Below are 20347 nucleotides of genomic sequence, written 5' to 3' on the forward strand. Positions count from 1 at the left end.
GTGCCCGCGACATCGGGTCCCTCGTGCGTGCTTGTGATCCGCAGGCTCGGCGACACTCCCGAGCGCGGGGGGCAGGGGCCAGCAGACGACCGTCCATCGGTCAGGCCGGCGGCCCACCCGGTTCGCCGGGCGAACATCAAGCAGAGAAACACATCCGAGACGGAGACGTAGTGCCCACGATTCAGCAGCTGGTCCGCAAGGGCCGCAGCGTCAAGACCTCGACGTCGAAGACGCCCGCCCTCAAGGGCAGCCCCCAGCGGCGCGGGGTGTGCACCCGCGTGTACACGACGACCCCGAAGAAGCCGAACTCGGCGCTCCGCAAGGTCGCGCGCGTGCGCCTGTCCAGCGGCATCGAGGTCACGGCCTACATCCCCGGTGTCGGTCACAACCTTCAGGAGCACTCCATCGTGCTCGTCCGCGGCGGTCGCGTGAAGGACCTCCCCGGTGTCCGATACAAGATCGTGCGCGGCGCGCTCGACACCCAGGGTGTCCGTGGTCGCCAGCAGGCTCGCAGCCGTTACGGCGCGAAGAAGGAGAAGAAGTAATGCCGCGCAAGGGCCCCGCACCCGTACGGCCGCTCGTCGTCGACCCCGTCTACGGGTCGCCGACCGTCACCCAGCTCGTCAACCGCATCCTGCAGGACGGCAAGAAGTCGACCGCCGAGCGGATCGTCTACGACGCCCTCGAGGGTGTGCGCGAGAAGACCGACAGCGACCCCGCCGTCGTCCTCAAGCGTGCGCTCGAGAACGTGCGACCGTCCCTCGAGGTACGTTCGCGCCGCGTCGGTGGCGCCACCTACCAGGTGCCCGTCGAGGTGCGCCCCTCCCGCCAGACCACGCTGGCGCTCCGGTGGCTCGTCGACTACGCCCGGGCGCGTCGCGAGAAGACGATGACCGAGCGCCTCATGAACGAGATCCTCGACGCCTCCAACGGTCTCGGTGCCGCGGTCAAGCGCCGCGAGGACACCCACAAGATGGCCGAGTCCAACCGGGCCTTCGCGCACTACCGCTGGTAGTTCGTCGCCCTGCCGCCCTGCACGAATCGACTGAAGAGAGTCTCCTGTGGCACTTGACGTGCTGACCGATCTGACCAAGGTCCGCAACATCGGCATCATGGCGCACATCGACGCCGGCAAGACGACGACCACCGAGCGGATCCTGTTCTACACCGGCATCAACTACAAGATCGGCGAGACGCACGACGGCGCCTCGACGATGGACTGGATGGAGCAGGAGCAGGAGCGCGGCATCACGATCACGTCGGCCGCCACGACCTGCTACTGGCACGACAACCAGATCAACATCATCGACACCCCCGGGCACGTCGACTTCACCGTCGAGGTGGAGCGCTCGCTGCGCGTCCTCGACGGCGCCGTCGCCGTCTTCGACGGCAAGGAGGGTGTCGAGCCGCAGTCGGAGACCGTGTGGCGGCAGGCGGACAAGTACAACGTCCCGCGCATCTGCTTCGTCAACAAGATGGACAAGCTCGGCGCGGACTTCTACTTCACCGTGCAGACCATCAAGGACCGCCTCAAGGCCAAGCCGCTCGTCATGCAGCTGCCGATCGGTTCCGAGTCCGACTTCATCGGTGTCGTCGACGTCGTCTACAACCGCGCCCTCACCTGGCGTGGCGAGGTCACCAAGGGCGAGGACTACACGATCGAGGAGGTCCCCGCGGACCTCGTCGAGAAGGTCGCCGAGTACCGTGCCGCCCTCATCGAGGACGTCGCCGAGGCCGACGAGGAGCTCCTCGAGAAGTACCTCGGCGGTGAGGAGCTGACCCCCGAGGAGATCAAGCAGGGCGTCCGCGCCCTCACGGTCACCGGCGAGGCGTTCCCGGTCTTCTGCGGCACGGCGTTCAAGAACAAGGGTGTCCAGCCCATCCTCGACGCCGTCATCGACTACCTCCCCTCCCCGCTCGACGTCCCGGCGATGATCGGTCACGCCGTCGGCGACGAGGAGAAGGAGCTCACCCGCAAGCCGAGCGAGGACGAGCCGTTCGCGGCCCTGGCCTTCAAGGTCGCCGTCCACCCCTTCTTCGGCAAGCTCACCTACGTCCGGGTCTACTCGGGCAAGGTGACGCAGGGCAACATGGTCCTCAACTCGACCAAGGGGAAGAAGGAGCGCATCGGGAAGCTCTTCCAGATGCACTCCAACAAGGAGAACCCGGTCGACGAGGCCCACGCGGGCCACATCTACGCGTTCATCGGCCTCAAGGACACCACCACCGGTGACACCCTGTGCGCCCAGGACGCGCCGATCGTCCTCGAGTCGATGACCTTCCCCGAGCCCGTCATCCACGTGGCGGTCGAGCCCAAGACCAAGGGTGACCAGGAGAAGCTCGGCACCGCGATCCAGAAGCTCGCCGAGGAGGACCCGACCTTCACCGTGCGCCTGGACGACGAGACCGGTCAGACCGTCATCGGCGGCATGGGCGAGCTCCACCTCGACGTCCTCGTCGACCGCATGCGTCGCGAGTTCAAGGTCGAGGCGAACGTCGGCAAGCCGCAGGTCGCCTACCGCGAGACCATCCGCCGCGCGGCGGAGAAGGTCGACTACACGCACAAGAAGCAGACCGGTGGCTCCGGGCAGTTCGCGAAGGTGCAGGTCACCTTCGAGCCGCTCGACACCGCCGAGGGCGAGCTGTACGAGTTCGAGAACAAGGTCACCGGTGGCCGCATCCCGCGCGAGTACATCCCGAGCGTGGACGCGGGCATCCAGGACTCCATGCAGAACGGTGTCCTCGCCGGCTACCCCATGGTGGGTGTCAAGGCGATCCTGCTCGACGGTGGATACCACGAGGTCGACTCCTCGGAGATGGCCTTCAAGATCGCCGGCTCGATGGTGTTCAAGGAGGGTGTCCGCAAGGCGGACCCCGTGCTCCTCGAGCCCGTCATGGACGTCGAGGTGCGTACGCCCGAGGAGTACATGGGCGACGTCATCGGCGACCTCAACTCCCGTCGTGGAATGATCCAGTCCATGACGGACGCGACTGGCATCAAGGTCGTTCGCGCACTGGTGCCGCTGTCGGAGATGTTCGGCTACGTCGGTGACCTGCGGTCCAAGACCCAGGGTCGCGCCGTGTACTCGATGCAGTTCGACAGCTACGCCGAGGTTCCTCGGAACGTTGCCGAGGAGATCATCAAGAAGACCCGGGGCGAGTAAGTCCCACTGGTCGACCAGCAGTACCCATCACAAAACCGACCCGTAGGGCTTGCTCCCCGACAGGCGCACACGCACCTGACGATGAGCAGACAACTACCCGAGTCCCAGGAGGACACAAGTGGCGAAGGCCAAGTTCGAGCGGACCAAGCCGCACGTCAACATCGGCACCATCGGTCACGTCGACCACGGTAAGACGACGCTGACCGCGGCCATCTCCAAGGTGCTGCACGACAAGTACCCCGACCTGAACGAGTTCACCCCGTTCGACCAGGTCGACAACGCTCCCGAGGAGCGTCAGCGCGGTATCACCATCAACGTCTCGCACGTCGAGTACCAGACCGAGGCGCGCCACTACGCCCACGTCGACGCTCCCGGTCACGCGGACTACATCAAGAACATGATCACGGGTGCCGCGCAGATGGACGGCGCGATCCTCGTGGTCGCGGCGACCGACGGCCCGATGGCCCAGACGCGTGAGCACGTCCTGCTCGCCCGTCAGGTCGGCGTGCCCTACGTCCTCGTCGCGCTGAACAAGTCCGACATGGTCGACGACGAGGAGATCCTCGAGCTCGTCGAGGTCGAGGTCCGCGACCTGCTCTCCAGCCAGGAGTTCCCGGGCGACGACGCGCCGGTCGTGCGCGTCTCCGCGCTCAAGGCCCTCGAGGGTGACCCGAAGTGGGTCGCCTCCGTCGAGGAGCTCATGACCGCTGTCGACGAGAACGTTCCGACCCCGGAGCGCGACATCGACAAGCCCTTCCTCATGCCGATCGAGGACGTCTTCACGATCACCGGTCGTGGCACGGTCGTCACCGGCCGCGTCGAGCGCGGTGCGCTCAAGGTCAACGACGAGGTCGAGATCGTCGGTATCAAGGAGAAGTCCATCAAGACGACCGTCACCGGCGTCGAGATGTTCCGCAAGCTCCTCGACACCGCCGAGGCCGGTGAGAACGTCGGTCTGCTCCTCCGCGGCACCAAGCGCGAGGAGGTCGAGCGTGGCCAGGTCGTCGTGAAGCCGGGTTCGATCACCCCGCACACGAAGTTCGAGGCCCAGGTCTACATCCTGAGCAAGGACGAGGGTGGGCGTCACAACCCCTTCTACTCGAACTACCGCCCGCAGTTCTACTTCCGCACCACGGACGTCACCGGCGTCATCCAGCTGCCCGAGGGCACCGAGATGGTCATGCCCGGCGACAACACCGAGATGACGGTCGACCTCATCCAGCCGATCGCGATGGAGGAGGGCCTCGGCTTCGCCATCCGTGAGGGTGGCCGCACCGTGGGCTCCGGCCGCGTCGTCAAGATCCTCCAGTGATCTTGCGCTGGGCCTAGACCCAGCACCCAGCACGACCCGAAGGGCCCGGCGAGCACGCTCGCCGGGCCCTTCGCCGTCCCTCCCGGCCCCCACCCCCACCCGCGCCCGCCCACATCACCCCACCGCCGACAGCCGACTTACCGCCGACAGTCGACTTATCGCCGACAGCCGACTTACCCCCGTCAGCTGGAACGCCGCCGACAGCCGTTGCTCGGGATGGCCGGCCCGTCGGTGCGAGGGTGATCTCGCGTGAGAGGCGGGGGTTGTGGTCGGGCCGGGTGCCGTGCCCTGGCAGGAGAGGCGGCCGTTCGCACAGTGCGGCGCTGACGCTGAGACGTCGCGGCTCCGGGGCCGGCTATCGATTGCGCCCGGTGGGAAGTCGACGTCGACAACTCGGCTGTCGGCGGTAAGTCGGCTGTCGGTGACAAGTCGGCTGTCGGGACAGGTCGGCTCTGGGCGACAAGTCGGCTGTCGGCGGTCGGGGTGCGGGAGGTCACCGGGGACCGCCTCGTCAAGGAGGCGCGCGGGCTGGTAGGGTGGATCGGGTCGGGTGAGAGCCCGGCACGCGTGCCCGCGGTGACCGCACCGTGGGCGCCGACAAGAGCTCGTCGGTGGGCCTCCAGCCCGCCGATGACCAAGAACACACCGGTGAGGGCCGGAGCCGATTCGCCATGAGGCGGTCGGGTCTGGCAGACTGTTCCGGTTGCCTGGGGGCGTGCCCCCGGGTGTCAGGCTGAGTCGGGCCCCGAGCCCTGGCTCCACAAGCAAGCACAAGGGCCCCGCATCGACGATGCGCCGTGCTCAGGTGTGTGCGCACAGCGCGACACGCCCGAGCGCGGGGGACGGTAACAGAGCGGTACGAGAGAGGTTAGACGACGCCATGGCGGGACAGAAGATCCGCATCAGGCTCAAGTCCTACGACCACGAAGTCATCGACAGCTCGGCGCGCAAGATCGTCGACACGGTGACTCGCGCTGGTGCGACGGTCGTGGGTCCGGTGCCGCTGCCGACGGAGAAGAACGTCTTCGTCGTCATTCGTTCACCGCACAAGTACAAGGACAGCCGCGAGCAGTTCGAGATGCGCACCCACAAGCGCCTCATCGACATCATCGACCCGACGCCGAAGGCCGTTGACTCGCTCATGCGGCTCGACCTGCCCGCCGACGTCAACATCGAGATCAAGCTCTGAGGTTCGCCACAATGACTACCTTCACCAAGCAGGCTGCGAGCAGGCCGGTCACGGCCCTGCTCGGCACCAAGCTCGGCATGACCCAGGTCTGGGACGAGGACGGACGTCTCGTCCCGGTGACGGTCGTGCAGGTGGGCACCAACGTGGTGACCCAGCTGCGCACCCCCGAGACCGACGGGTACAGCGCCGTACAGCTCGCCTTCGGCGAGATCGACCCGCGCAAGGTCACCCAGCCCCTCAAGGGCCACTTCGAGAAGGCCGGCACGACGCCGCGCCGCTTCGTCACCGAGGTCCGCACCTCCGAGTCCGACAGCTACACCGTCGGCCAGGAGCTGCGCGCTGACGCGTTCGAGGCCGGCACCGTCGTCGACGTCGTCGGCACCACGAAGGGCAAGGGCACCGCGGGCGTCATGAAGCGTCACGGCTTCTCCGGCGTCGGCGCCTCCCACGGTGCGCACCGCAACCACCGCAAGCCCGGCTCGATCGGCGGGGCCTCGACGCCCGGCCGCGTGTTCCGTGGCCAGCGGATGGCCGGCCGCATGGGCCACAAGCGCCAGACCACCCAGAACCTCACGATCCACGCCGTCGACGTCGAGAGGGGCCTGCTGCTCGTTGCCGGCCCGATCCCCGGCCCGAAGCGCGGCGTCGTCGTCGTCCGTACCGCTGTGAAGGGGGCGTGACCATGGCTGACACCCAGACCGTCGACGTCCTGGACGCCACGGGCAAGAAGGCCGGCTCCGCCGAGCTGCCCGCCGCGATCTTCGACGTCCCCACGAACGTGCCGCTGATCCACCAGGTCGTCGTCGCCCAGCTCGCCGCCGCGCGTCAGGGCACCGCGAAGACCAAGACCCGCGGCGAGGTCCGCGGTGGTGGCAAGAAGCCGTACCGCCAGAAGGGCACCGGCCGCGCCCGTCAGGGCTCGATCCGCGCGCCGCAGTACGCCGGTGGTGGCGTCGTCCACGGGCCGGTCCCGCGCGACTACACCCAGCGCACCCCGAAGAAGATGAAGGCTGCCGCCCTCCGTGGCGCCCTGTCGGACCGCGCCCGCGCCGGCCGTCTGCACGTCGTCAGCGAGCTCGTCTCCAGCGACGTCCCCAAGACGTCCGCCGCGCTGACCGCGCTGCGCAACGTCGTCGCCGAGCGGAGCGCGCTGGTCGTGCTGGCGCGTGGTGACGAGCTCACGCTCAAGTCGCTGCGCAACGTCCCCAGCACGCACCTCATCTGGGTCGACCAGCTCAACACCTACGACGTCCTCGTCAACGACGACGTCGTGTTCACGGCCGCCGCCCTCGAGGAGTTCCTCGGGACCGCCGCGCCGCGCGAGGAGGATGGCAAGTGAGCATCGAGCACAACAAGAACCCCCGGGACGTCATCATCGCCCCGGTGGTCTCCGAGAAGAGCTACAGCCTCATCGACGAGGGGAAGTACACCTTCCTCGTCGACCCGCGCTCGAACAAGACCGAGATCAAGAACGCCGTCGAGGCGATCTTCCAGGTCAAGGTCAGCTCGGTGAACACGGCGAACCGCCAGGGCAAGACCCGGCGGACGCGCACCGGCCTCGGCAAGCGTAAGGACACCAAGCGCGCGATCGTCACGCTGCGCGAGGGCACCATCGACATCTTCGGTGAAGTTGCCGGCTGACGCCGCGCGCTGGAGAGATTGAGGATCGACACCCATGGCAATCCGTAAGTACAAGCCGACGACGCCGGGCCGTCGTGGCTCGAGCGTGGCCGACTTCGTCGAGATCACCCGGTCGCAGCCCGAGAAGTCGCTGGTCCGTCCGCTGAGCAAGAGCGGTGGCCGCAACAGCACCGGTCGCATCACCACCCGTCACAAGGGTGGTGGCCACAAGCGTGCCTACCGCGTCATCGACTTCCGTCGCCACGACAAGGACGGCGTCCCGGCGAAGGTCGCGCACATCGAGTACGACCCCAACCGCACGGCGCGCATCGCGCTCCTGCACTACGCCGACGGCGAGAAGCGCTACATCATCGCGCCGAACAAGATCTCGGTCGGCACCGTCATCGAGAACGGTCCGGGCGCCGACATCAAGCCGGGCAACAACCTGCCGCTGCGCAACATCCCCGTCGGTACGGTCATCCACGCCATCGAGCTCAAGCCCGGTGGCGGCGCAAAGATCGCCCGCTCGGCCGGTGCGTCGGTCCAGCTCGTCGCCCGTGAGGGCACGATGGCCCAGCTGCGGATGCCCTCCGGTGAGATCCGCAACGTCGACTCCCGCTGCCGCGCCACCATCGGCGAGGTCGGCAACGCCGAGCAGTCGAACATCAACTGGGGCAAGGCCGGCCGCATGCGGTGGAAGGGCAAGCGCCCGACCGTCCGCGGTGTCGCGATGAACCCCGTCGACCACCCCCACGGTGGTGGTGAGGGTAAGACCTCCGGTGGTCGCCACCCGGTCAGCCCCTGGGGTCAGCCCGAGGGCCGGACCCGCCGTCCGAACAAGCCGAGCGACCAGCTCATCGTGCGCCGCCGGCGCACCGGCAAGAAGCGCTGAGAGTAGGAGAGCGACGAGATGCCTCGCAGCCTCAAGAAGGGTCCCTTCGTCGACGGCCACCTGCTCAAGAAGGTGGACACGGCCAACGAGACGGGCTCCAAGAACGTCATCAAGACCTGGTCCCGCCGGTCGGTCATCACGCCCGACTTCCTGGGCCACACCTTCGCGGTGCACGACGGCCGCAAGCACGTCCCGGTCTTCATCACCGAGTCGATGGTCGGCCACAAGCTGGGGGAGTTCGCCCCGACCCGCACCTATCGCGGGCACGACAAGGACGACCGCAAGGCCCGACGCCGCTGAGGCGTCTGGTGACCCAGCAACCCGCACATCCGACAAGTAAGGCAGGAATGATGGAAGCCAAGGCGCAGGCGCGATACGTGCGCGTCACGCCCCTCAAGGCTCGGCGCGTCGTGGACACCATCCGCGGTCAGCGCGCCTCCGAGGCCGTGACCGTGCTGCGGTTCGCCCCTCAGGCGGCAGCCGAGACGGTGCGTAAGGTCGTGGAGAGCGCGATCGCCAATGCTCGCGTCAAGGCCGACCAGGCCGGCGAGGCGTTCGACGAGAACGCTCTCGTCATCAGCGCGGCATTCGTGGACGAGGGACCGACGCTCAAGCGCTTCCGGCCCCGGGCCAAGGGCAGCGCGAGCCGGATCCTCAAGCGCACGAGCCACATCACCGTGGTCGTGGGCGACGACAGCAAGGTCGGCGCGAGCTCATCCGCCGCTGGAACGAAGGGGAGGACCCGATAGTGGGTCAGAAGGTCAACCCGACCGGGTTCCGGCTCGGCATCACGACTGACCACCGCTCGCGGTGGTTCGCAGACAGCACGAAGCCGGGGCAGCGCTACCGCGACTACGTCCGTGAGGACGTCGCGATCCGCAAGCTCATGGCCTCCGGGCTCGAGCGCGCCGGCATCTCCAAGGTCGACATCGAGCGCACCCGGGACCGGGTCCGCGTCGACCTGCACACCGCGCGTCCGGGCATCGTCATCGGTCGCCGCGGCGCCGAGGCCGACCGCCTGCGCGGGGAGCTGGAGAAGCTCACGGGCAAGCAGGTGCAGCTGAACATCCTCGAGGTCAAGAACCCCGAGATCGACGCGCAGCTCGTCGCCCAGGGCATCGCCGAGCAGCTCGCGAGCCGCGTGTCCTTCCGCCGTGCGATGCGCAAGGGCATGCAGTCCGCCCAGCGCGCCGGCGCCAAGGGCATCCGGGTCCAGTGCTCCGGCCGTCTCGGCGGCGCCGAGATGTCGCGCTCGGAGTTCTACCGCGAGGGCCGCGTGCCCCTGCACACCCTCCGCGCGAACATCGACTACGGCTTCTTCGAGGCCCGCACTACGTTCGGTCGCATCGGCGTCAAGGTGTGGATCTACAAGGGCGACCAGACCGAGCGCGAGTTCGCCCGCGAGCAGGCCGACGCCACCCCGCGTGGCCGCGGTCGCGCCGGCGAGCGTGGCGGCGCCGACCGTCCCCGTGGCCGCCGGCCCGAGGGTCGTGGTCCTCGCCAGGCCGAGCAGACCGAGGGCGCGCCTGCCGAGCAGGCCGCAGCCCCCGCCGAGTCAGGAACGGAGGCCTGAGCGAGATGCTCATCCCCCGGCGGACCAAGTTCCGCAAGCAGCACCACCCCAAGCGCTCCGGCGTGGCCAAGGGTGGCACCGAGATCGCCTTCGGTGAGTTCGCGATCCAGGCTCTCGAGCCCGCGTACGTCACCAACCGGCAGATCGAGGCCGCCCGTATCGCCATGACCCGGCACATCAAGCGTGGTGGAAAGGTGTGGATCAACATCTACCCCGACCGCCCGCTGACCAAGAAGCCGGCCGAGACCCGCATGGGTTCCGGCAAGGGCTCGCCCGAGTGGTGGGTCGCCAACGTCAAGCCCGGCCGCGTGCTCTTCGAGCTGGCCGGTGTCCCCGAGGAGCTGGCACGCGAGGCGCTGTCCCGCGCGCAGCACAAGCTCCCCATGAAGACTCGTTTCGTGAGCCGTGAGGGTGGTGAAGGCTGATGGCTATCGGATCCAAGGGCCTGACTCCGTTCGACCTGGACGCGATGACCGACGAGACCCTGGCTGAAGAGCTCGCGAAGGCCAAGGAGGAGCTGTTCAAGCTGCGCTTCTCCTCGGCCACCGGGCAGCTCGAGGACCACGGTCGGCTCAAGGCCGTGCGTCGCGACATCGCCCGCATCTACACCATCGTGCACGAGCGCGAGCTCGGCATCCGCACCGCGCCCAGCAGCGAGAAGTGATCGAGGCCATGAGCGAGAACACCGAAGAGACCACCACGCAGGAGCGCAACGACCGCAAGGTGCGCCGTGGCTACGTGGTGTCCGACAAGATGGACAAGACCGTCGTCGTCGAGGTGGAGGACCGCGTCAAGCACCCGCTGTACGGCAAGGTCATCCGCCGCACGAGCAAGGTCAAGGCGCACGACGAGGCCAACTCGGCCGGCGTCGGTGACCTCGTCCGCATCATGGAGACGCGGCCGCTGAGCGCGACCAAGCGCTGGCGACTTCTCGACATCGTCGAGAAGGCCAAGTAGCCCAAACCAAGCCCCCCATCCGTTCGGCAAGGCTCGGGGCCTCGCGCCCTGAGAACCGGCTCGACGACAGGAGTACATCGAATGATCCAGCAGGAGTCGCGACTGAAGGTCGCCGACAACACCGGTGCCAAGGAGATCTTGTGCATCCGTGTGCTCGGAGGCTCCGGCCGGCGCTACGCCGGTATCGGTGACGTCATCGTCGCCACCGTCAAGGACGCCATCCCCGGCGGCAACGTCAAGAAGGGCGACGTCGTCAAGGCTGTCGTCGTGCGCGCTGCCAAGCAGCGTCGTCGCCCCGACGGTTCCTACATCCGCTTCGACGAGAACGCCGCCGTCATCCTCAAGGCTGACGGCGAGCCGCGCGGAACCCGCATCTTCGGCCCCGTGGGCCGCGAGCTGCGCGACAAGAAGTTCATGCGCATCGTCTCCCTGGCTCCGGAGGTGATCTGAGATGGCTCGGATCAAGAAGGGCGACCTCGTGGTCGTCATCGCAGGCCGCGACAAGGGCAAGCAGGGTCGTGTCCTCGAGGTCGACGTCGAGCGTGACCGCGTCGTCGTGGAGGGTGTCCAGCGCATGAAGCGCCACACCAAGGTCGGCCAGTCCGGCCGCGGCGCCAAGACCGGTGGCATCGAGACCATCGAGGCGGCGATCCACGCCAGCAACGTCATGGTCGTCGACCCGGAGACCAAGAAGGGCACCCGGGTCGGGATCCGCACCGAGACGGTCGAGCGCGACGGCGTGGAGCGCACGCAGCGTGTCCGCGTCGCCAAGCGCTCCGGTAAGGACATCTGACATGAGCGAGACCACCACCGCAACGAGCCCGCGCCTCAAGCTGCGCTACCGCGAGGACATCGTCACCGCCCTGCGGGACGAGTTCCAGCACCCGAACGTCAACCAGGTCGCCGGTCTGACCAAGATCGTCGTCAACATGGGCGTGGGGGACGCGGCACGCGACTCCAAGCTCATCGAGGGCGCGATCCGCGACCTGGCTCTCATCACCGGCCAGAAGCCGCAGGTGACGAAGGCCCGCAAGTCGATCGCCCAGTTCAAGCTCCGTGAGGGGCAGCCCATCGGCGCCCACGTCACGCTGCGCGGCGACCGCATGTGGGAGTTCCTCGACCGGCTGCTGTCGATCGCGCTGCCCCGCATCCGCGACTTCCGTGGGCTCTCGCCCAAGCAGTTCGACGGGAACGGGAACTACACCTTCGGTCTCAACGAGCAGTCGATGTTCCACGAGATCGACCAGGACAAGATCGACCGCGTGCGCGGCATGGACATCACGGTCGTCACCACGGCCAAGACCGACGACGAGGCGCGCTCGCTGCTCAAGCACCTCGGCTTCCCGTTCAAGGAGAACTGACGTGGCGAAGACCGCCCTGATCCAGAAGGCGAACCGCAAGCCCAAGTTCGCGGTGCGCGCCTACACCCGGTGCCAGCGGTGCGGCCGTCCGCACTCGGTCTACCGCAAGTTCGGCCTGTGCCGGATCTGCCTGCGGGAGATGGCCCTCGCCGGCCAGCTCCCCGGCATCACGAAGAGCAGCTGGTAAACGACTACGTCGTAGGTCCCGTAGGAAACCCCGACGAGGAAGGGCCGAGGCCCGATGACAATGACTGACCCCATCGCAGACATGCTCACGCGTCTGCGTAACGCCAACTCGGCGTACCACGAGTCGGTGACCATGCCGTACTCGAAGCTCAAGCAGAACATCGCCGAGATCCTCAAGACCGAGGGTTACATCGCCGGCTGGGACGTCGAGGACGCCCCGGTGGGCAAGAACCTCACGCTCCAGCTGAAGTTCGGCCCGCAGCGCGAGCGCTCGCTCGCCGGTGTGCGCCGCGTGTCCAAGCCCGGACTGCGCGTGTACGCCAAGTCCACCAACCTGCCCCGGGTGCTCGGCGGCCTGGGTGTGGCGATCCTGTCCACCTCCTCCGGTCTGCTCACCGACCGCGAGGCACAGACCAAGGGCGTTGGCGGGGAAGTCCTCGCCTACGTCTGGTAACCGGGAAGGAGTAGAGACATGTCCCGTATCGGAAAGGTCCCCGTCCCGGTCCCCGCAGGTGTCGACGTCACCATCGAGGGCTCGGTCGTGACCGTCAAGGGCCCCAAGGGCACCCTCAGCCACACCGTCGCCGCCCCCATCGCCGTCGCTCGCGACGACGCGGGTGCGATCGTCGTGACCCGGCCGGACGACGAGCGCGAGTCGCGTTCGCTGCACGGCCTCACCCGCACGCTCATCGCCAACCTCGTCACCGGCGTGACCCAGGGCTACGAGCGCAAGCTCGAGATCGTCGGCACGGGTTACCGCGCCGTCGCCAAGGGCTCCTCGGTCGAGCTGGCGCTCGGCTTCTCCCACCCGGTCGTCATCGAGCCGCCGGAGGGCGTGACGGTCACCGTCGACGCCCCCACCAAGCTCACGGTCTCCGGGATCGACAAGCAGCAGGTCGGCGAGCTGGCCGCCAACATCCGCAAGATCCGCAAGCCCGAGCCCTACAAGGGCAAGGGTGTGCGCTACGCCGGCGAGCAGGTGCGCCGCAAGGCCGGAAAGGCAGGTAAGTGATGGCACTGTCCGGCAAGGGCAAGGGCAAGAACGCCGCTCGCGGGCGCCGTCACCTCCGTGTCCGCAAGAAGGTCTCCGGCACGCCGGAGCGTCCGCGCCTCGTCGTCACCCGCTCCTCGCGCCACATGGTCGCGCAGCTGGTCGACGACACGAGCGGCACCACGATCGCGTCCGCGTCGACCCTCGAGGCCGACCTGCGGGCGTCGGACGACGAGAAGGTCGCCAAGGCGCGTCGCGTCGGCGAGCTCGTCGCCGAGCGGGCCAAGGCTGCCGGTGTCGAGGTCGCGGTGTTCGACCGCGGCGGCAACCGGTACCACGGCCGCGTGGCCGCCGTCGCCGACGGCGCCCGTGAGGGCGGGCTCGCCCTGTGACCAGCGTGAACGTACGAGAGCAAAGGAACATCTGATGGCTGCACCGCAGCGAAGCAGGACCGGTTCCGGTACCGGCGCCGGCCCCGCCGCCGGCGGCGAGCGTTCCGGCGGTCGCCGGGGCGAGGGCCGTCGCGGCGCCGCCGAGCCGAGGAACGAGTTCATCGAGCGCGTCGTCACGATCAACCGCGTCTCCAAGGTCGTCAAGGGTGGTCGTCGCTTCAGCTTCACCGCTCTCGTCGTCGTCGGGGACGGCAACGGGACGGTCGGCGTCGGCTACGGCAAGGCCAAGGAGGTGCCGGCCGCGATCGCCAAGGGCGTCGAGGAGGCGAAGAAGAACTTCTTCCGCGTCCCGATGATCCAGAAGACGATCCCGCACGCCGTCACCGGCGAGGCCGCGGCAGGCGTGGTGTTCCTGCGCCCCGCAGCCCCGGGTACCGGAGTCATCGCCGGTGGTCCCGTCCGCGCCGTCCTCGACTGCGCCGGGATCCACGACGTGCTGAGCAAGTCGCTCGGCTCGGAGAACGCGATCAACATCGTGCACGCCACCGCTCAGGCGCTGCGCAACCTCGAGCAGCCCGAGTCCGTCGCGGCCCGCCGCGGTCTGCCCCTCGAGCGTGTCGCTCCCGCCGTCATGCTGCGCAACCGCGCGGCAGGCGAGGCCGCGGCCCGCGAGGAGAAGCAGGCCGAGGCCGCCGGGAAGGTCGGTGCGTGATGGCACAGCTCAAGGTCACGCAGACGAAGTCCGCGATCGGCGGCAAGGAGAACCAGCGCCAGACCCTGCGCACGCTCGGTCTGGGCCGGATCGGCCGGAGCGTCGTGCGTGAGGACCGTCCCGAGGTCCGCGGCATGATCACGACGGTGGCCCACCTGGTCTCCGTCGAGGAGGTCAAGTAACCATGGCAGAGTCCAAGCAGACTCCCGAGCAGGCACGCACCCTCAAGGTGCACCACCTGCGTCCGGCCCCGGGCGCGAAGAGCGCCAAGATCCGCGTGGGACGCGGTGAGGGCGGCAAGCGCGGGAAGACCGCGGGTCGCGGCACCAAGGGCACCAAGGCCCGCTACCAGGTGCCCGCCGGCTTCGAGGGTGGGCAGATGCCGCTGCACATGCGGCTGCCCAAGCTCCGCGGCTTCAAGAACCCCTTCCGCGTCGAGTACCAGGTCGTCAACCTCGACCGTCTGTCCGCCCTCTTCCCCGAGGGTGGCTCCGTGACAGTCGACGACCTCGTCGCCAAGGGCGCCGTGCGCTCCGGCCAGCTGGTCAAGGTGCTGGGCAGCGGTGAGATCACCGTCAAGCTCGACATCGTGGCCAACGCGTGGTCCGCGTCGGCGCAGGAGAAGATCGAGGCAGCCGGCGGGTCCCTGACCCAGGCCTGAGCTGCCGACGAACGGGCGGTCCGGACACCGGGCCGCCCGTTCGCGCTCCCGGACGTGGCACAGGCCACGTTCCGGAACCGGTACAGTACGTTGCGGTCCAGACCGCCGACGCGAGCTATGTCGCCCGCCGTCGTCACATTGCAGGAGGAAGATTGCTCAGCGCATTCGCCCAGGCGTTCCGTACGCCGGACCTGCGGCGCAAGCTGCTCTTCACGCTGGGGATCATGGCGATCTTCCGCCTCGGGTCCGTCATCCCCACCCCCGGGGTGTCGTACCCGAACGTGCAGCAGTGCCTCGAGGCCGTCGGCAGCACCAACGACCTCCTCGGCCTCGTCAACCTCTTCTCCGGCGGCGCCCTGCTGCAGCTGTCGATCTTCGCGCTGGGCATCATGCCCTACATCACCGCGAGCATCATCACCCAGCTCCTGCGTGTGGTCATCCCGCGCTTCGAGGCGCTGCAGAAGGAGGGCCAGCAGGGGCAGGCCAAGCTCACGCAGTACACCCGCTACCTCACGATCTTCCTCGCCGTCCTCCAGTCGACGACGATGATCACGATGGCGCGCAGCGGGAACCTCATCCCGGGCTGCTCCGTCCCGCTCATCCCGAACGACTCGGTCCTCACGATCGTCATCATGATCATCGTCATGACGGCGGGCACGGGACTCATCATGTGGCTGGGCGAGCTCATCACCGAGCGCGGTGTCGGCAACGGCATGTCGCTGCTCATCTTCACCTCGATCGCGGCCGGCTTCCCGTCGGCGCTGTGGTCGGTCGGCGGCGCCGCCAACGGCATCGCGAACGTGACGATCGTGATCGCCCTGCTCCTCGTCATCACCCTGCTCGTCGTGTTCGTCGAGCAGTCCCAGCGCCGGGTGCCCGTCCAGTACGCCAAGCGCATGGTGGGGCGGCGCATGTACGGCGGGTCGAGCACCTACATCCCGATCAAGATCAACATGGCGGGCGTCATTCCGGTCATCTTCGCCTCCTCCCTGCTCGCGCTGCCGGGCCTGTTCTCCCAGTTCGGCGACCAGACCGAGGGCTGGGTGCAGTGGGTGAGCCTCAACCTCCTGTCGCCCACGGCGCCGCTCTACATGGCGATCTACTTCGTCCTCGTCCTGTTCTTCGCGTTCTTCTACACGGCGATCACCTTCAACCCCGACGACGTGGCGGACAACATGAAGCGCTACGGCGGCTTCATCCCCGGGATCCGGGCCGGCCGGCCGACGGCGGAGTACCTCCAGTACGTCATCACCCGGATCACCACCGCGGGTGCGCTGTACCTCGCGCTCATCGCGATCTTCCCGGTCATCGTGTTCGCCGCCCTCAACCTGCCCGACACCGTCGGCTTCGCCCTGGGCGGCACCTCGATCCTCATCGTCGTGGGCGTCGGTCTGCAGACCGTCAAGGAGATCGACTCCCAGCTCCAGCAGCGTCACTACGAAGGGTTCCTCCGATGAGCCGCCGCCTCGTCCTTCTCGGACCTCCCGGCGCGGGCAAGGGCACCCAGGCCACCCGCCTGAGCTCCAGCCTCGGCATCCCGGCGATCTCCACCGGCGACATCTTCCGCAGCAACGTCGCCGAGCGCACCGAGCTCGGGCAGCGCGCGCAGCGGTACATGGACGCCGGGGAGTACGTGCCCGACGAGATCACCAACGACATGGTCCGTGACCGCCTCGCCCGCGAGGACGCCGCCGAGGGCTTCCTGCTCGACGGCTACCCACGGACGCTGGACCAGGTCCGCGAGCTCGACGCGATGCTCGAGGCGAGCGGTACCGCCCTGGACGCCGTCGTCGAGCTCACCGCCGACGACGAGGTCGTCGTCCAGCGTCTGCTCGGCCGCGCGGCCGAGCAGAACCGCGCCGACGACACCGACGTGGTCATCCGTCGGCGCCTCGAGGTGTACCACGACCAGACCGCGCCGCTGGCCGACCACTATGCCGAGCGCGGGCTGCTCGCGCGGGTCGACGGGATCGGTGCCGTCGAGGAGGTCACCGAGCGGCTGCTCAGCGCGCTGCACGCGGGCTGATGCGCGAGCGCATCGAGTACAAGACCCCGGACCAGGTCCGGGTGATGCGTCGGGCGGGTCTCGTCGTCGCCGAGATCCACGCGGCGCTGCGGGAGGCCGCGGCCCCCGGGCGGACCACCGCCGAGCTCGACGACGTCGCCCGGGAGGTCCTGGAGCGCGCGGGGGCGCGCTCGAACTTCCTCGGGTACCACGGCTACCCGGCGCACGTGTGCATCTCCGTCAACGAGGAGGTCGTCCACGGCATCCCGGGGGACCGGGTGCTCACCGACGGTGACGTCGTCTCCTTCGACTGCGGCGCCGTCGTCGACGGCTGGCACGGCGACGCCGCGTTCACCGTCGTCCTCGGGGAGGGCGACCCCCGCGACCACGCGCTCAGCCAGGCCACCCGCACCGCGATGTGGGACGCCATCGCCGCCCTGGCCGGCGCGGACCGTCTCGACGTCGTCGGGGCGGCCGTCGAGGACGCGGTGGCCGCGCACGTCGCCGGGGGCAGCGAGCCTCTCGGCATCATCGAGGACTACGTGGGCCACGGCATCGGCAGCGCGATGCACCAGCCCCCCGACGTCCTCAACTACCGCGCCTCGCGGCGCGGCCCGAAGCTGCGGCCGGGGATGTGTCTGGCGATCGAGCCGATGCTCACCCGCGGCGGCATCGAGACCCGCGTCCTGGCCGACGACTGGACGGTCGTCACGGCCGACGGCGCTCGTGCGGCGCACTGGGAGCACTCCGTCGCGGTCACCGAGCACGGCATCTGGGTCCTCACCGCCGAGGACGGCGGGGCGACCGAGCTCGAAAGACGGAACGTGCGCGTCGCGACTCTGCAATGATACGGGCATGAATCGCCTGGGGCGGCGGGTTCACGGACCCCTCCCACGCGCCAGTCGCGCCGCCTACGTGGCGCCGCGGATCCTGGACGCGTTGGGATCCCGCGCGCCTCTCACCGTCCTGCGCGGGCCCCGCGGGTACGGCAAGACGACCGCGCTCGTGGACTGGCTCAGCAGCGAGGACGACGGCGTCCCCACCCTCTACGTCCCCCTCGACGAGGGCTCGCGACTCGCCCCGGGATTCTGGGCCACGCTGCGTGAGGCCCTCCTGACGGCCGGTCTCGACGGGCACAGGTCCGGGGCGGAGGAGGTGGACCCCGACCGGGCCGCCGTGCTCGGCGCACTCCTCCGGCACGAGGAGCCGCTGCGGCTCATCGTCGACAACTACCACGAGGCCGGGCACCTCGAGGGCCGCAACGAGATCGACGACCAGCTCCTCGAGCTCGTCCGGTCGAGCGCGGCGCTCGAGCTCGTCGTCTCCACCCGGTCGCTGCGGGCGCTGGAGACGACGGGGGCGCTCTCGGTCGACCTCACCGTCGTGCGCCCGGCCGACCTCGCCATGCAGGCCGAGGACGTGCTCGCGCTGGCCGAGCTGCACGGCGTCACGATGACACTGGACGACGCCAGCGAGCTCGCGATGGAGCTGGGGGGCTGGCCCGCTGCCGTGCGTACGTGCATCGCGGCCGCCCTCGTCGGCGGGCGTCAGGCCGCCGTCGACGCCGGGACGGTCGACGGCTTCATCGAGGCCCTCCTGGCGGACGTGCGCTCGACGGCGCTGCGGGAGTTCCTCATGCGCACCGCCGTCCCGGACGAGTTCTCCGCGGCGGCCGCCCGCGCGATCGTCCCCGACGGCACCGCGCTGCGCGAGCTGCGCAACCTCCGCGTCGGTGGTCTGCTGCGCGAGCGCGAGACGGTCGAGGGGCTGCGCTACTCCTACCCGCCGGCCATCCGTGACGCGCTGCGCCGCGTGGCGCTCGAGCTCCACCCGCACCTGGAGCGGGAGGTCCACATCGCCCTCATGGCGCTCGCCGCCCAGGAGGAGGGGCCGGTCGGGGTGCTCCGCCACGCCGTCCGGGCCCAGGAGTGGGACACGGCGCTGCGGATCATCGCCGAGGAGTGGTCCACCCTCCTCACCCAGCACCCGCACCGGCTCATCGAGCTTGCCGGCAGCTTCCCCCGGGAGATTGCCGACGGGGACCCCCGGCTCCAGGTGGTGCGCCGCCACCTGCCCCGGATGGCGCCGACGAGCGAGAAGGAGGCAAGCGCCTGGACGCCCACCGGCGCCCACTTCGTCGACGCGGCCGTCAAGCAGCGCTGGCGGGAGATGCGGGAGACCACCGACGAGGTGCACATCCTCATCCAGTCCGGACTGGCCGCTGTCTTCGCGGGGGAGCACGAGGCAGCCGCGTACGCCTTCGAGCGTGTCCGGGACCACGGGCTGCGTCACGACGACCGCACCGCGCGGCTGCTCGGCATCGGCGGCATGCTCACCGCCAAGACCTTCCACGGGGAGACCGACCTCGCGTTGCGGCTGCTGGAGGACGCCGAGCTCGCCGACGTCATCTCCGGCGGGGACGACGACGAGGTGAGCCGCCTCGTGCGGGTGGGCGCGCGGATCATGCGGGCGATCGCCACCGTCGACGGGATGCGGCCGGAGGTCCACGAGGCCGTCGCGGCGATCGTCGAGCCCGGGCGGCGCGACGAGCTGTGGGCGCTGGCGATCCATGCCCGCGGGATGTACGCCTCGGTGTACGGCAACCCGGAGGACCAGGCACGGGTGGTCGGCCAGCTGCGGGCCGCGCTGCGGCACCTGGAGCCGGGCGGCATCGCGGAGTCGACCATCGGCACCCAGCTGGTCGAGCTGCTCGTGGCCGGCGGGATGGTGGACGTGGCCGAGCAGGTGCTCGACCGGCTTGCCGACGGCTTCGTGTCGAGCTCCACGCGCGCCTACCTGCTCCACGCGCAGGGGCGGGAGCAGGAAGCCATCGACATCGCCGCCCGCGACCTCGGCGACCGTCGGATGACGGCACGCAGCCGGCTCATCAACGAGCTCGTCATCGCCGCGGCGCTCCACCGGCTCGGGCAGGGAACGGCGGCTCGCCGGCGCTTCAGCCGGGCCGTGCGGATCGCCTACGAGACCGGGCAGCGGCGTCCCTTCGCCCTCATCGGCGCGGACGTGTTCACCGCGCTCGCCGGCAACGACCCTGACCTGCTCGCCCTGCGGCCCCTGCCGTCCACGACCGAGGCGCAGCGGCCCCCGGCCGTCCCGTCCTCGCCCGCCGCGCCCACCGAGCTCAGCGCCCGTGAGCTGCAGGTCCTCGCCGCGCTCCAGGACAGTGCCGGACCGGCCGGGGTGGCGGCGGCCCTGGGCATGTCCGTCAACACGGCCAAGACCCACCTGCGGCACGTGTACCGCAAGCTCGGTGCCTCGAGCAGGGACGAGGCCCTCGTGCTCAGCAGGGGCCTCAGCGTGGAGCGGCGGTAGCG

At 69.2% G+C, this 20347-nt stretch carries 29 protein-coding genes; all 29 read left to right on the forward strand.

Annotated features, from left to right (window positions below):
- Window positions 1-170 precede the first annotated feature (170 nt).
- The 29 genes from rpsL to GD632_RS00765 all read left to right on the forward strand — a co-directional run bounded on the left by rpsL (window position 171) and on the right by GD632_RS00765 (window position 20345).
- Window positions 171-545, forward strand: a complete 375-nt coding sequence (gene rpsL, locus GD632_RS00625) for a 30S ribosomal protein S12 (protein WP_110852524.1) — start codon at window positions 171-173, stop codon at window positions 543-545.
- A complete protein-coding gene (gene rpsG, locus GD632_RS00630) occupies window positions 545-1015 on the forward strand; it encodes a 30S ribosomal protein S7 (protein WP_152187602.1) in 471 nt (156 codons plus the stop codon). The genes rpsL and rpsG overlap by 1 nt, the downstream gene beginning before the upstream one ends.
- A gap of 46 nt (window positions 1016-1061) precedes the next feature.
- On the forward strand, window positions 1062-3164 hold the full coding sequence (gene fusA / locus GD632_RS00635) for an elongation factor G (protein WP_152187604.1): 2103 nt from the start codon (window positions 1062-1064) through the stop codon (window positions 3162-3164).
- 118 nt (window positions 3165-3282) lie between these two features.
- Window positions 3283-4476 carry an elongation factor Tu gene (gene tuf / locus GD632_RS00640; protein ID WP_152187606.1) on the forward strand — a complete coding sequence of 398 codons (1194 nt, stop codon included), beginning with the start codon at window positions 3283-3285 and terminating at the stop codon, window positions 4474-4476.
- An 880-nt stretch (window positions 4477-5356) separates the two neighbouring features.
- Window positions 5357-5665 (forward strand): 30S ribosomal protein S10, encoded by a 309-nt coding sequence (gene rpsJ / locus GD632_RS00645; RefSeq protein WP_110852528.1) that lies wholly within the window; start codon window positions 5357-5359, stop codon window positions 5663-5665.
- 11 nt (window positions 5666-5676) lie between these two features.
- Entirely contained in the window at window positions 5677-6345 is a 669-nt protein-coding gene (gene rplC, locus GD632_RS00650) for a 50S ribosomal protein L3 (protein ID WP_152187608.1), read from the forward strand.
- A 2-nt stretch (window positions 6346-6347) separates the two neighbouring features.
- Complete coding sequence (rplD, locus tag GD632_RS00655) at window positions 6348-7004, forward strand: 50S ribosomal protein L4 (protein ID WP_152187611.1); 657 nt, start codon at window positions 6348-6350, stop codon at window positions 7002-7004.
- The gene (gene rplW / locus GD632_RS00660) at window positions 7001-7306 is read left to right on the forward strand and encodes a 50S ribosomal protein L23 (RefSeq protein ID WP_110852531.1); all 306 of its coding nucleotides are present in this window, start codon (window positions 7001-7003) and stop codon (window positions 7304-7306) included. Before rplD ends, rplW begins: the two co-directional genes overlap by 4 nt.
- Window positions 7307-7340: 34 nt before the next feature.
- Entirely contained in the window at window positions 7341-8177 is an 837-nt protein-coding gene (gene rplB, locus GD632_RS00665; protein WP_152187613.1) for a 50S ribosomal protein L2, read from the forward strand.
- An 18-nt stretch (window positions 8178-8195) separates the two neighbouring features.
- Window positions 8196-8477, forward strand: a complete 282-nt coding sequence (gene rpsS / locus GD632_RS00670; protein ID WP_110852533.1) for a 30S ribosomal protein S19 — start codon at window positions 8196-8198, stop codon at window positions 8475-8477.
- Window positions 8478-8527: 50 nt separating this feature from the next.
- Window positions 8528-8926 carry a 50S ribosomal protein L22 gene (gene rplV / locus GD632_RS00675; RefSeq protein ID WP_110852534.1) on the forward strand — a complete coding sequence of 133 codons (399 nt, stop codon included), beginning with the start codon at window positions 8528-8530 and terminating at the stop codon, window positions 8924-8926.
- Window positions 8926-9750 carry a 30S ribosomal protein S3 gene (gene rpsC, locus GD632_RS00680; RefSeq protein WP_152187615.1) on the forward strand — a complete coding sequence of 275 codons (825 nt, stop codon included), beginning with the start codon at window positions 8926-8928 and terminating at the stop codon, window positions 9748-9750. Before rplV ends, rpsC begins: the two co-directional genes overlap by 1 nt.
- 5 nt (window positions 9751-9755) lie before the next feature.
- Window positions 9756-10175 carry a 50S ribosomal protein L16 gene (gene rplP / locus GD632_RS00685; protein ID WP_110852536.1) on the forward strand — a complete coding sequence of 140 codons (420 nt, stop codon included), beginning with the start codon at window positions 9756-9758 and terminating at the stop codon, window positions 10173-10175.
- A complete protein-coding gene (gene rpmC / locus GD632_RS00690; protein ID WP_152187617.1) occupies window positions 10175-10414 on the forward strand; it encodes a 50S ribosomal protein L29 in 240 nt (79 codons plus the stop codon). Before rplP ends, rpmC begins: the two co-directional genes overlap by 1 nt.
- Window positions 10415-10422: 8 nt before the next feature.
- A complete protein-coding gene (gene rpsQ, locus GD632_RS00695; protein ID WP_152187619.1) occupies window positions 10423-10707 on the forward strand; it encodes a 30S ribosomal protein S17 in 285 nt (94 codons plus the stop codon).
- Between the two features lie 81 nt (window positions 10708-10788).
- The gene (rplN, locus tag GD632_RS00700) at window positions 10789-11157 is read left to right on the forward strand and encodes a 50S ribosomal protein L14 (protein WP_110852538.1); all 369 of its coding nucleotides are present in this window, start codon (window positions 10789-10791) and stop codon (window positions 11155-11157) included.
- A 1-nt stretch (window position 11158) separates the two neighbouring features.
- The gene (gene rplX / locus GD632_RS00705; protein ID WP_152187621.1) at window positions 11159-11500 is read left to right on the forward strand and encodes a 50S ribosomal protein L24; all 342 of its coding nucleotides are present in this window, start codon (window positions 11159-11161) and stop codon (window positions 11498-11500) included.
- A gap of 1 nt (window position 11501) precedes the next feature.
- On the forward strand, window positions 11502-12068 hold the full coding sequence (gene rplE / locus GD632_RS00710) for a 50S ribosomal protein L5 (RefSeq protein WP_152187623.1): 567 nt from the start codon (window positions 11502-11504) through the stop codon (window positions 12066-12068).
- 1 nt (window position 12069) lies between these two features.
- Window positions 12070-12255: a type Z 30S ribosomal protein S14 gene (locus GD632_RS00715; protein ID WP_110852541.1), complete on the forward strand. Its 186-nt coding sequence runs from the start codon at window positions 12070-12072 to the stop codon at window positions 12253-12255.
- Between the two features lie 54 nt (window positions 12256-12309).
- Window positions 12310-12708 carry a 30S ribosomal protein S8 gene (gene rpsH / locus GD632_RS00720; protein WP_110852542.1) on the forward strand — a complete coding sequence of 133 codons (399 nt, stop codon included), beginning with the start codon at window positions 12310-12312 and terminating at the stop codon, window positions 12706-12708.
- A gap of 18 nt (window positions 12709-12726) precedes the next feature.
- Window positions 12727-13266 carry a 50S ribosomal protein L6 gene (gene rplF, locus GD632_RS00725; RefSeq protein WP_152187625.1) on the forward strand — a complete coding sequence of 180 codons (540 nt, stop codon included), beginning with the start codon at window positions 12727-12729 and terminating at the stop codon, window positions 13264-13266.
- Entirely contained in the window at window positions 13266-13637 is a 372-nt protein-coding gene (gene rplR / locus GD632_RS00730) for a 50S ribosomal protein L18 (RefSeq protein WP_152187627.1), read from the forward strand. The genes rplF and rplR overlap by 1 nt, the downstream gene beginning before the upstream one ends.
- A gap of 34 nt (window positions 13638-13671) precedes the next feature.
- Window positions 13672-14349 (forward strand): 30S ribosomal protein S5, encoded by a 678-nt coding sequence (gene rpsE / locus GD632_RS00735; protein ID WP_152187629.1) that lies wholly within the window; start codon window positions 13672-13674, stop codon window positions 14347-14349.
- Window positions 14349-14531: a 50S ribosomal protein L30 gene (gene rpmD / locus GD632_RS00740; protein ID WP_110852546.1), complete on the forward strand. Its 183-nt coding sequence runs from the start codon at window positions 14349-14351 to the stop codon at window positions 14529-14531. The genes rpsE and rpmD overlap by 1 nt, the downstream gene beginning before the upstream one ends.
- A 2-nt stretch (window positions 14532-14533) precedes the next feature.
- Window positions 14534-15010, forward strand: coding sequence for a 50S ribosomal protein L15 (rplO, locus tag GD632_RS00745; RefSeq protein ID WP_152187632.1), 477 nt, complete (start codon window positions 14534-14536; stop codon window positions 15008-15010).
- Between the two features lie 152 nt (window positions 15011-15162).
- The gene (gene secY / locus GD632_RS00750; RefSeq protein WP_152187634.1) at window positions 15163-16467 is read left to right on the forward strand and encodes a preprotein translocase subunit SecY; all 1305 of its coding nucleotides are present in this window, start codon (window positions 15163-15165) and stop codon (window positions 16465-16467) included.
- A complete protein-coding gene (locus tag GD632_RS00755) occupies window positions 16464-17036 on the forward strand; it encodes an adenylate kinase (RefSeq protein ID WP_152187637.1) in 573 nt (190 codons plus the stop codon). Before secY ends, GD632_RS00755 begins: the two co-directional genes overlap by 4 nt.
- Window positions 17036-17863, forward strand: a complete 828-nt coding sequence (gene map, locus GD632_RS00760) for a type I methionyl aminopeptidase (RefSeq protein WP_152187639.1) — start codon at window positions 17036-17038, stop codon at window positions 17861-17863. Before GD632_RS00755 ends, map begins: the two co-directional genes overlap by 1 nt.
- A 91-nt stretch (window positions 17864-17954) precedes the next feature.
- A complete protein-coding gene (locus GD632_RS00765) occupies window positions 17955-20345 on the forward strand; it encodes a helix-turn-helix transcriptional regulator (RefSeq protein ID WP_152187641.1) in 2391 nt (796 codons plus the stop codon).
- Window positions 20346-20347 lie beyond the last annotated feature (2 nt).

The organism is Georgenia satyanarayanai, from assembly GCF_009193135.1.
GTDB classification, from domain to species: domain Bacteria; phylum Actinomycetota; class Actinomycetes; order Actinomycetales; family Actinomycetaceae; genus Oceanitalea; species Oceanitalea satyanarayanai.

Bases quoted from the DNA above. Each gene is read 5' to 3' on its own strand.
- rpsG (WP_152187602.1), top strand. From the start codon at position 545: ATGCCGCGCAAGGGCCCCGCACCCGTACGGCCGCTCGTCGTCGACCCC.
- rpsJ (WP_110852528.1), top strand. From the start codon at position 5,357: ATGGCGGGACAGAAGATCCGCATCAGGCTCAAGTCCTACGACCACGAA.
- rplC (WP_152187608.1), top strand. From the start codon at position 5,677: ATGACTACCTTCACCAAGCAGGCTGCGAGCAGGCCGGTCACGGCCCTG.
- rplD (WP_152187611.1), top strand. From the start codon at position 6,348: ATGGCTGACACCCAGACCGTCGACGTCCTGGACGCCACGGGCAAGAAG.
- rplB (WP_152187613.1), top strand. From the start codon at position 7,341: ATGGCAATCCGTAAGTACAAGCCGACGACGCCGGGCCGTCGTGGCTCG.
- rpsS (WP_110852533.1), top strand. From the start codon at position 8,196: ATGCCTCGCAGCCTCAAGAAGGGTCCCTTCGTCGACGGCCACCTGCTC.
- rplV (WP_110852534.1), top strand. From the start codon at position 8,528: ATGGAAGCCAAGGCGCAGGCGCGATACGTGCGCGTCACGCCCCTCAAG.
- rplP (WP_110852536.1), top strand. From the start codon at position 9,756: ATGCTCATCCCCCGGCGGACCAAGTTCCGCAAGCAGCACCACCCCAAG.
- rpmC (WP_152187617.1), top strand. From the start codon at position 10,175: ATGGCTATCGGATCCAAGGGCCTGACTCCGTTCGACCTGGACGCGATG.
- rpsQ (WP_152187619.1), top strand. From the start codon at position 10,423: ATGAGCGAGAACACCGAAGAGACCACCACGCAGGAGCGCAACGACCGC.
- rplN (WP_110852538.1), top strand. From the start codon at position 10,789: ATGATCCAGCAGGAGTCGCGACTGAAGGTCGCCGACAACACCGGTGCC.
- rplX (WP_152187621.1), top strand. From the start codon at position 11,159: ATGGCTCGGATCAAGAAGGGCGACCTCGTGGTCGTCATCGCAGGCCGC.
- rplE (WP_152187623.1), top strand. From the start codon at position 11,502: ATGAGCGAGACCACCACCGCAACGAGCCCGCGCCTCAAGCTGCGCTAC.
- rpsH (WP_110852542.1), top strand. From the start codon at position 12,310: ATGACAATGACTGACCCCATCGCAGACATGCTCACGCGTCTGCGTAAC.
- rplF (WP_152187625.1), top strand. From the start codon at position 12,727: ATGTCCCGTATCGGAAAGGTCCCCGTCCCGGTCCCCGCAGGTGTCGAC.
- rplR (WP_152187627.1), top strand. From the start codon at position 13,266: ATGGCACTGTCCGGCAAGGGCAAGGGCAAGAACGCCGCTCGCGGGCGC.
- rpsE (WP_152187629.1), top strand. From the start codon at position 13,672: ATGGCTGCACCGCAGCGAAGCAGGACCGGTTCCGGTACCGGCGCCGGC.
- rpmD (WP_110852546.1), top strand. From the start codon at position 14,349: ATGGCACAGCTCAAGGTCACGCAGACGAAGTCCGCGATCGGCGGCAAG.
- rplO (WP_152187632.1), top strand. From the start codon at position 14,534: ATGGCAGAGTCCAAGCAGACTCCCGAGCAGGCACGCACCCTCAAGGTG.
- GD632_RS00755 (WP_152187637.1), top strand. From the start codon at position 16,464: ATGAGCCGCCGCCTCGTCCTTCTCGGACCTCCCGGCGCGGGCAAGGGC.
- map (WP_152187639.1), top strand. From the start codon at position 17,036: ATGCGCGAGCGCATCGAGTACAAGACCCCGGACCAGGTCCGGGTGATG.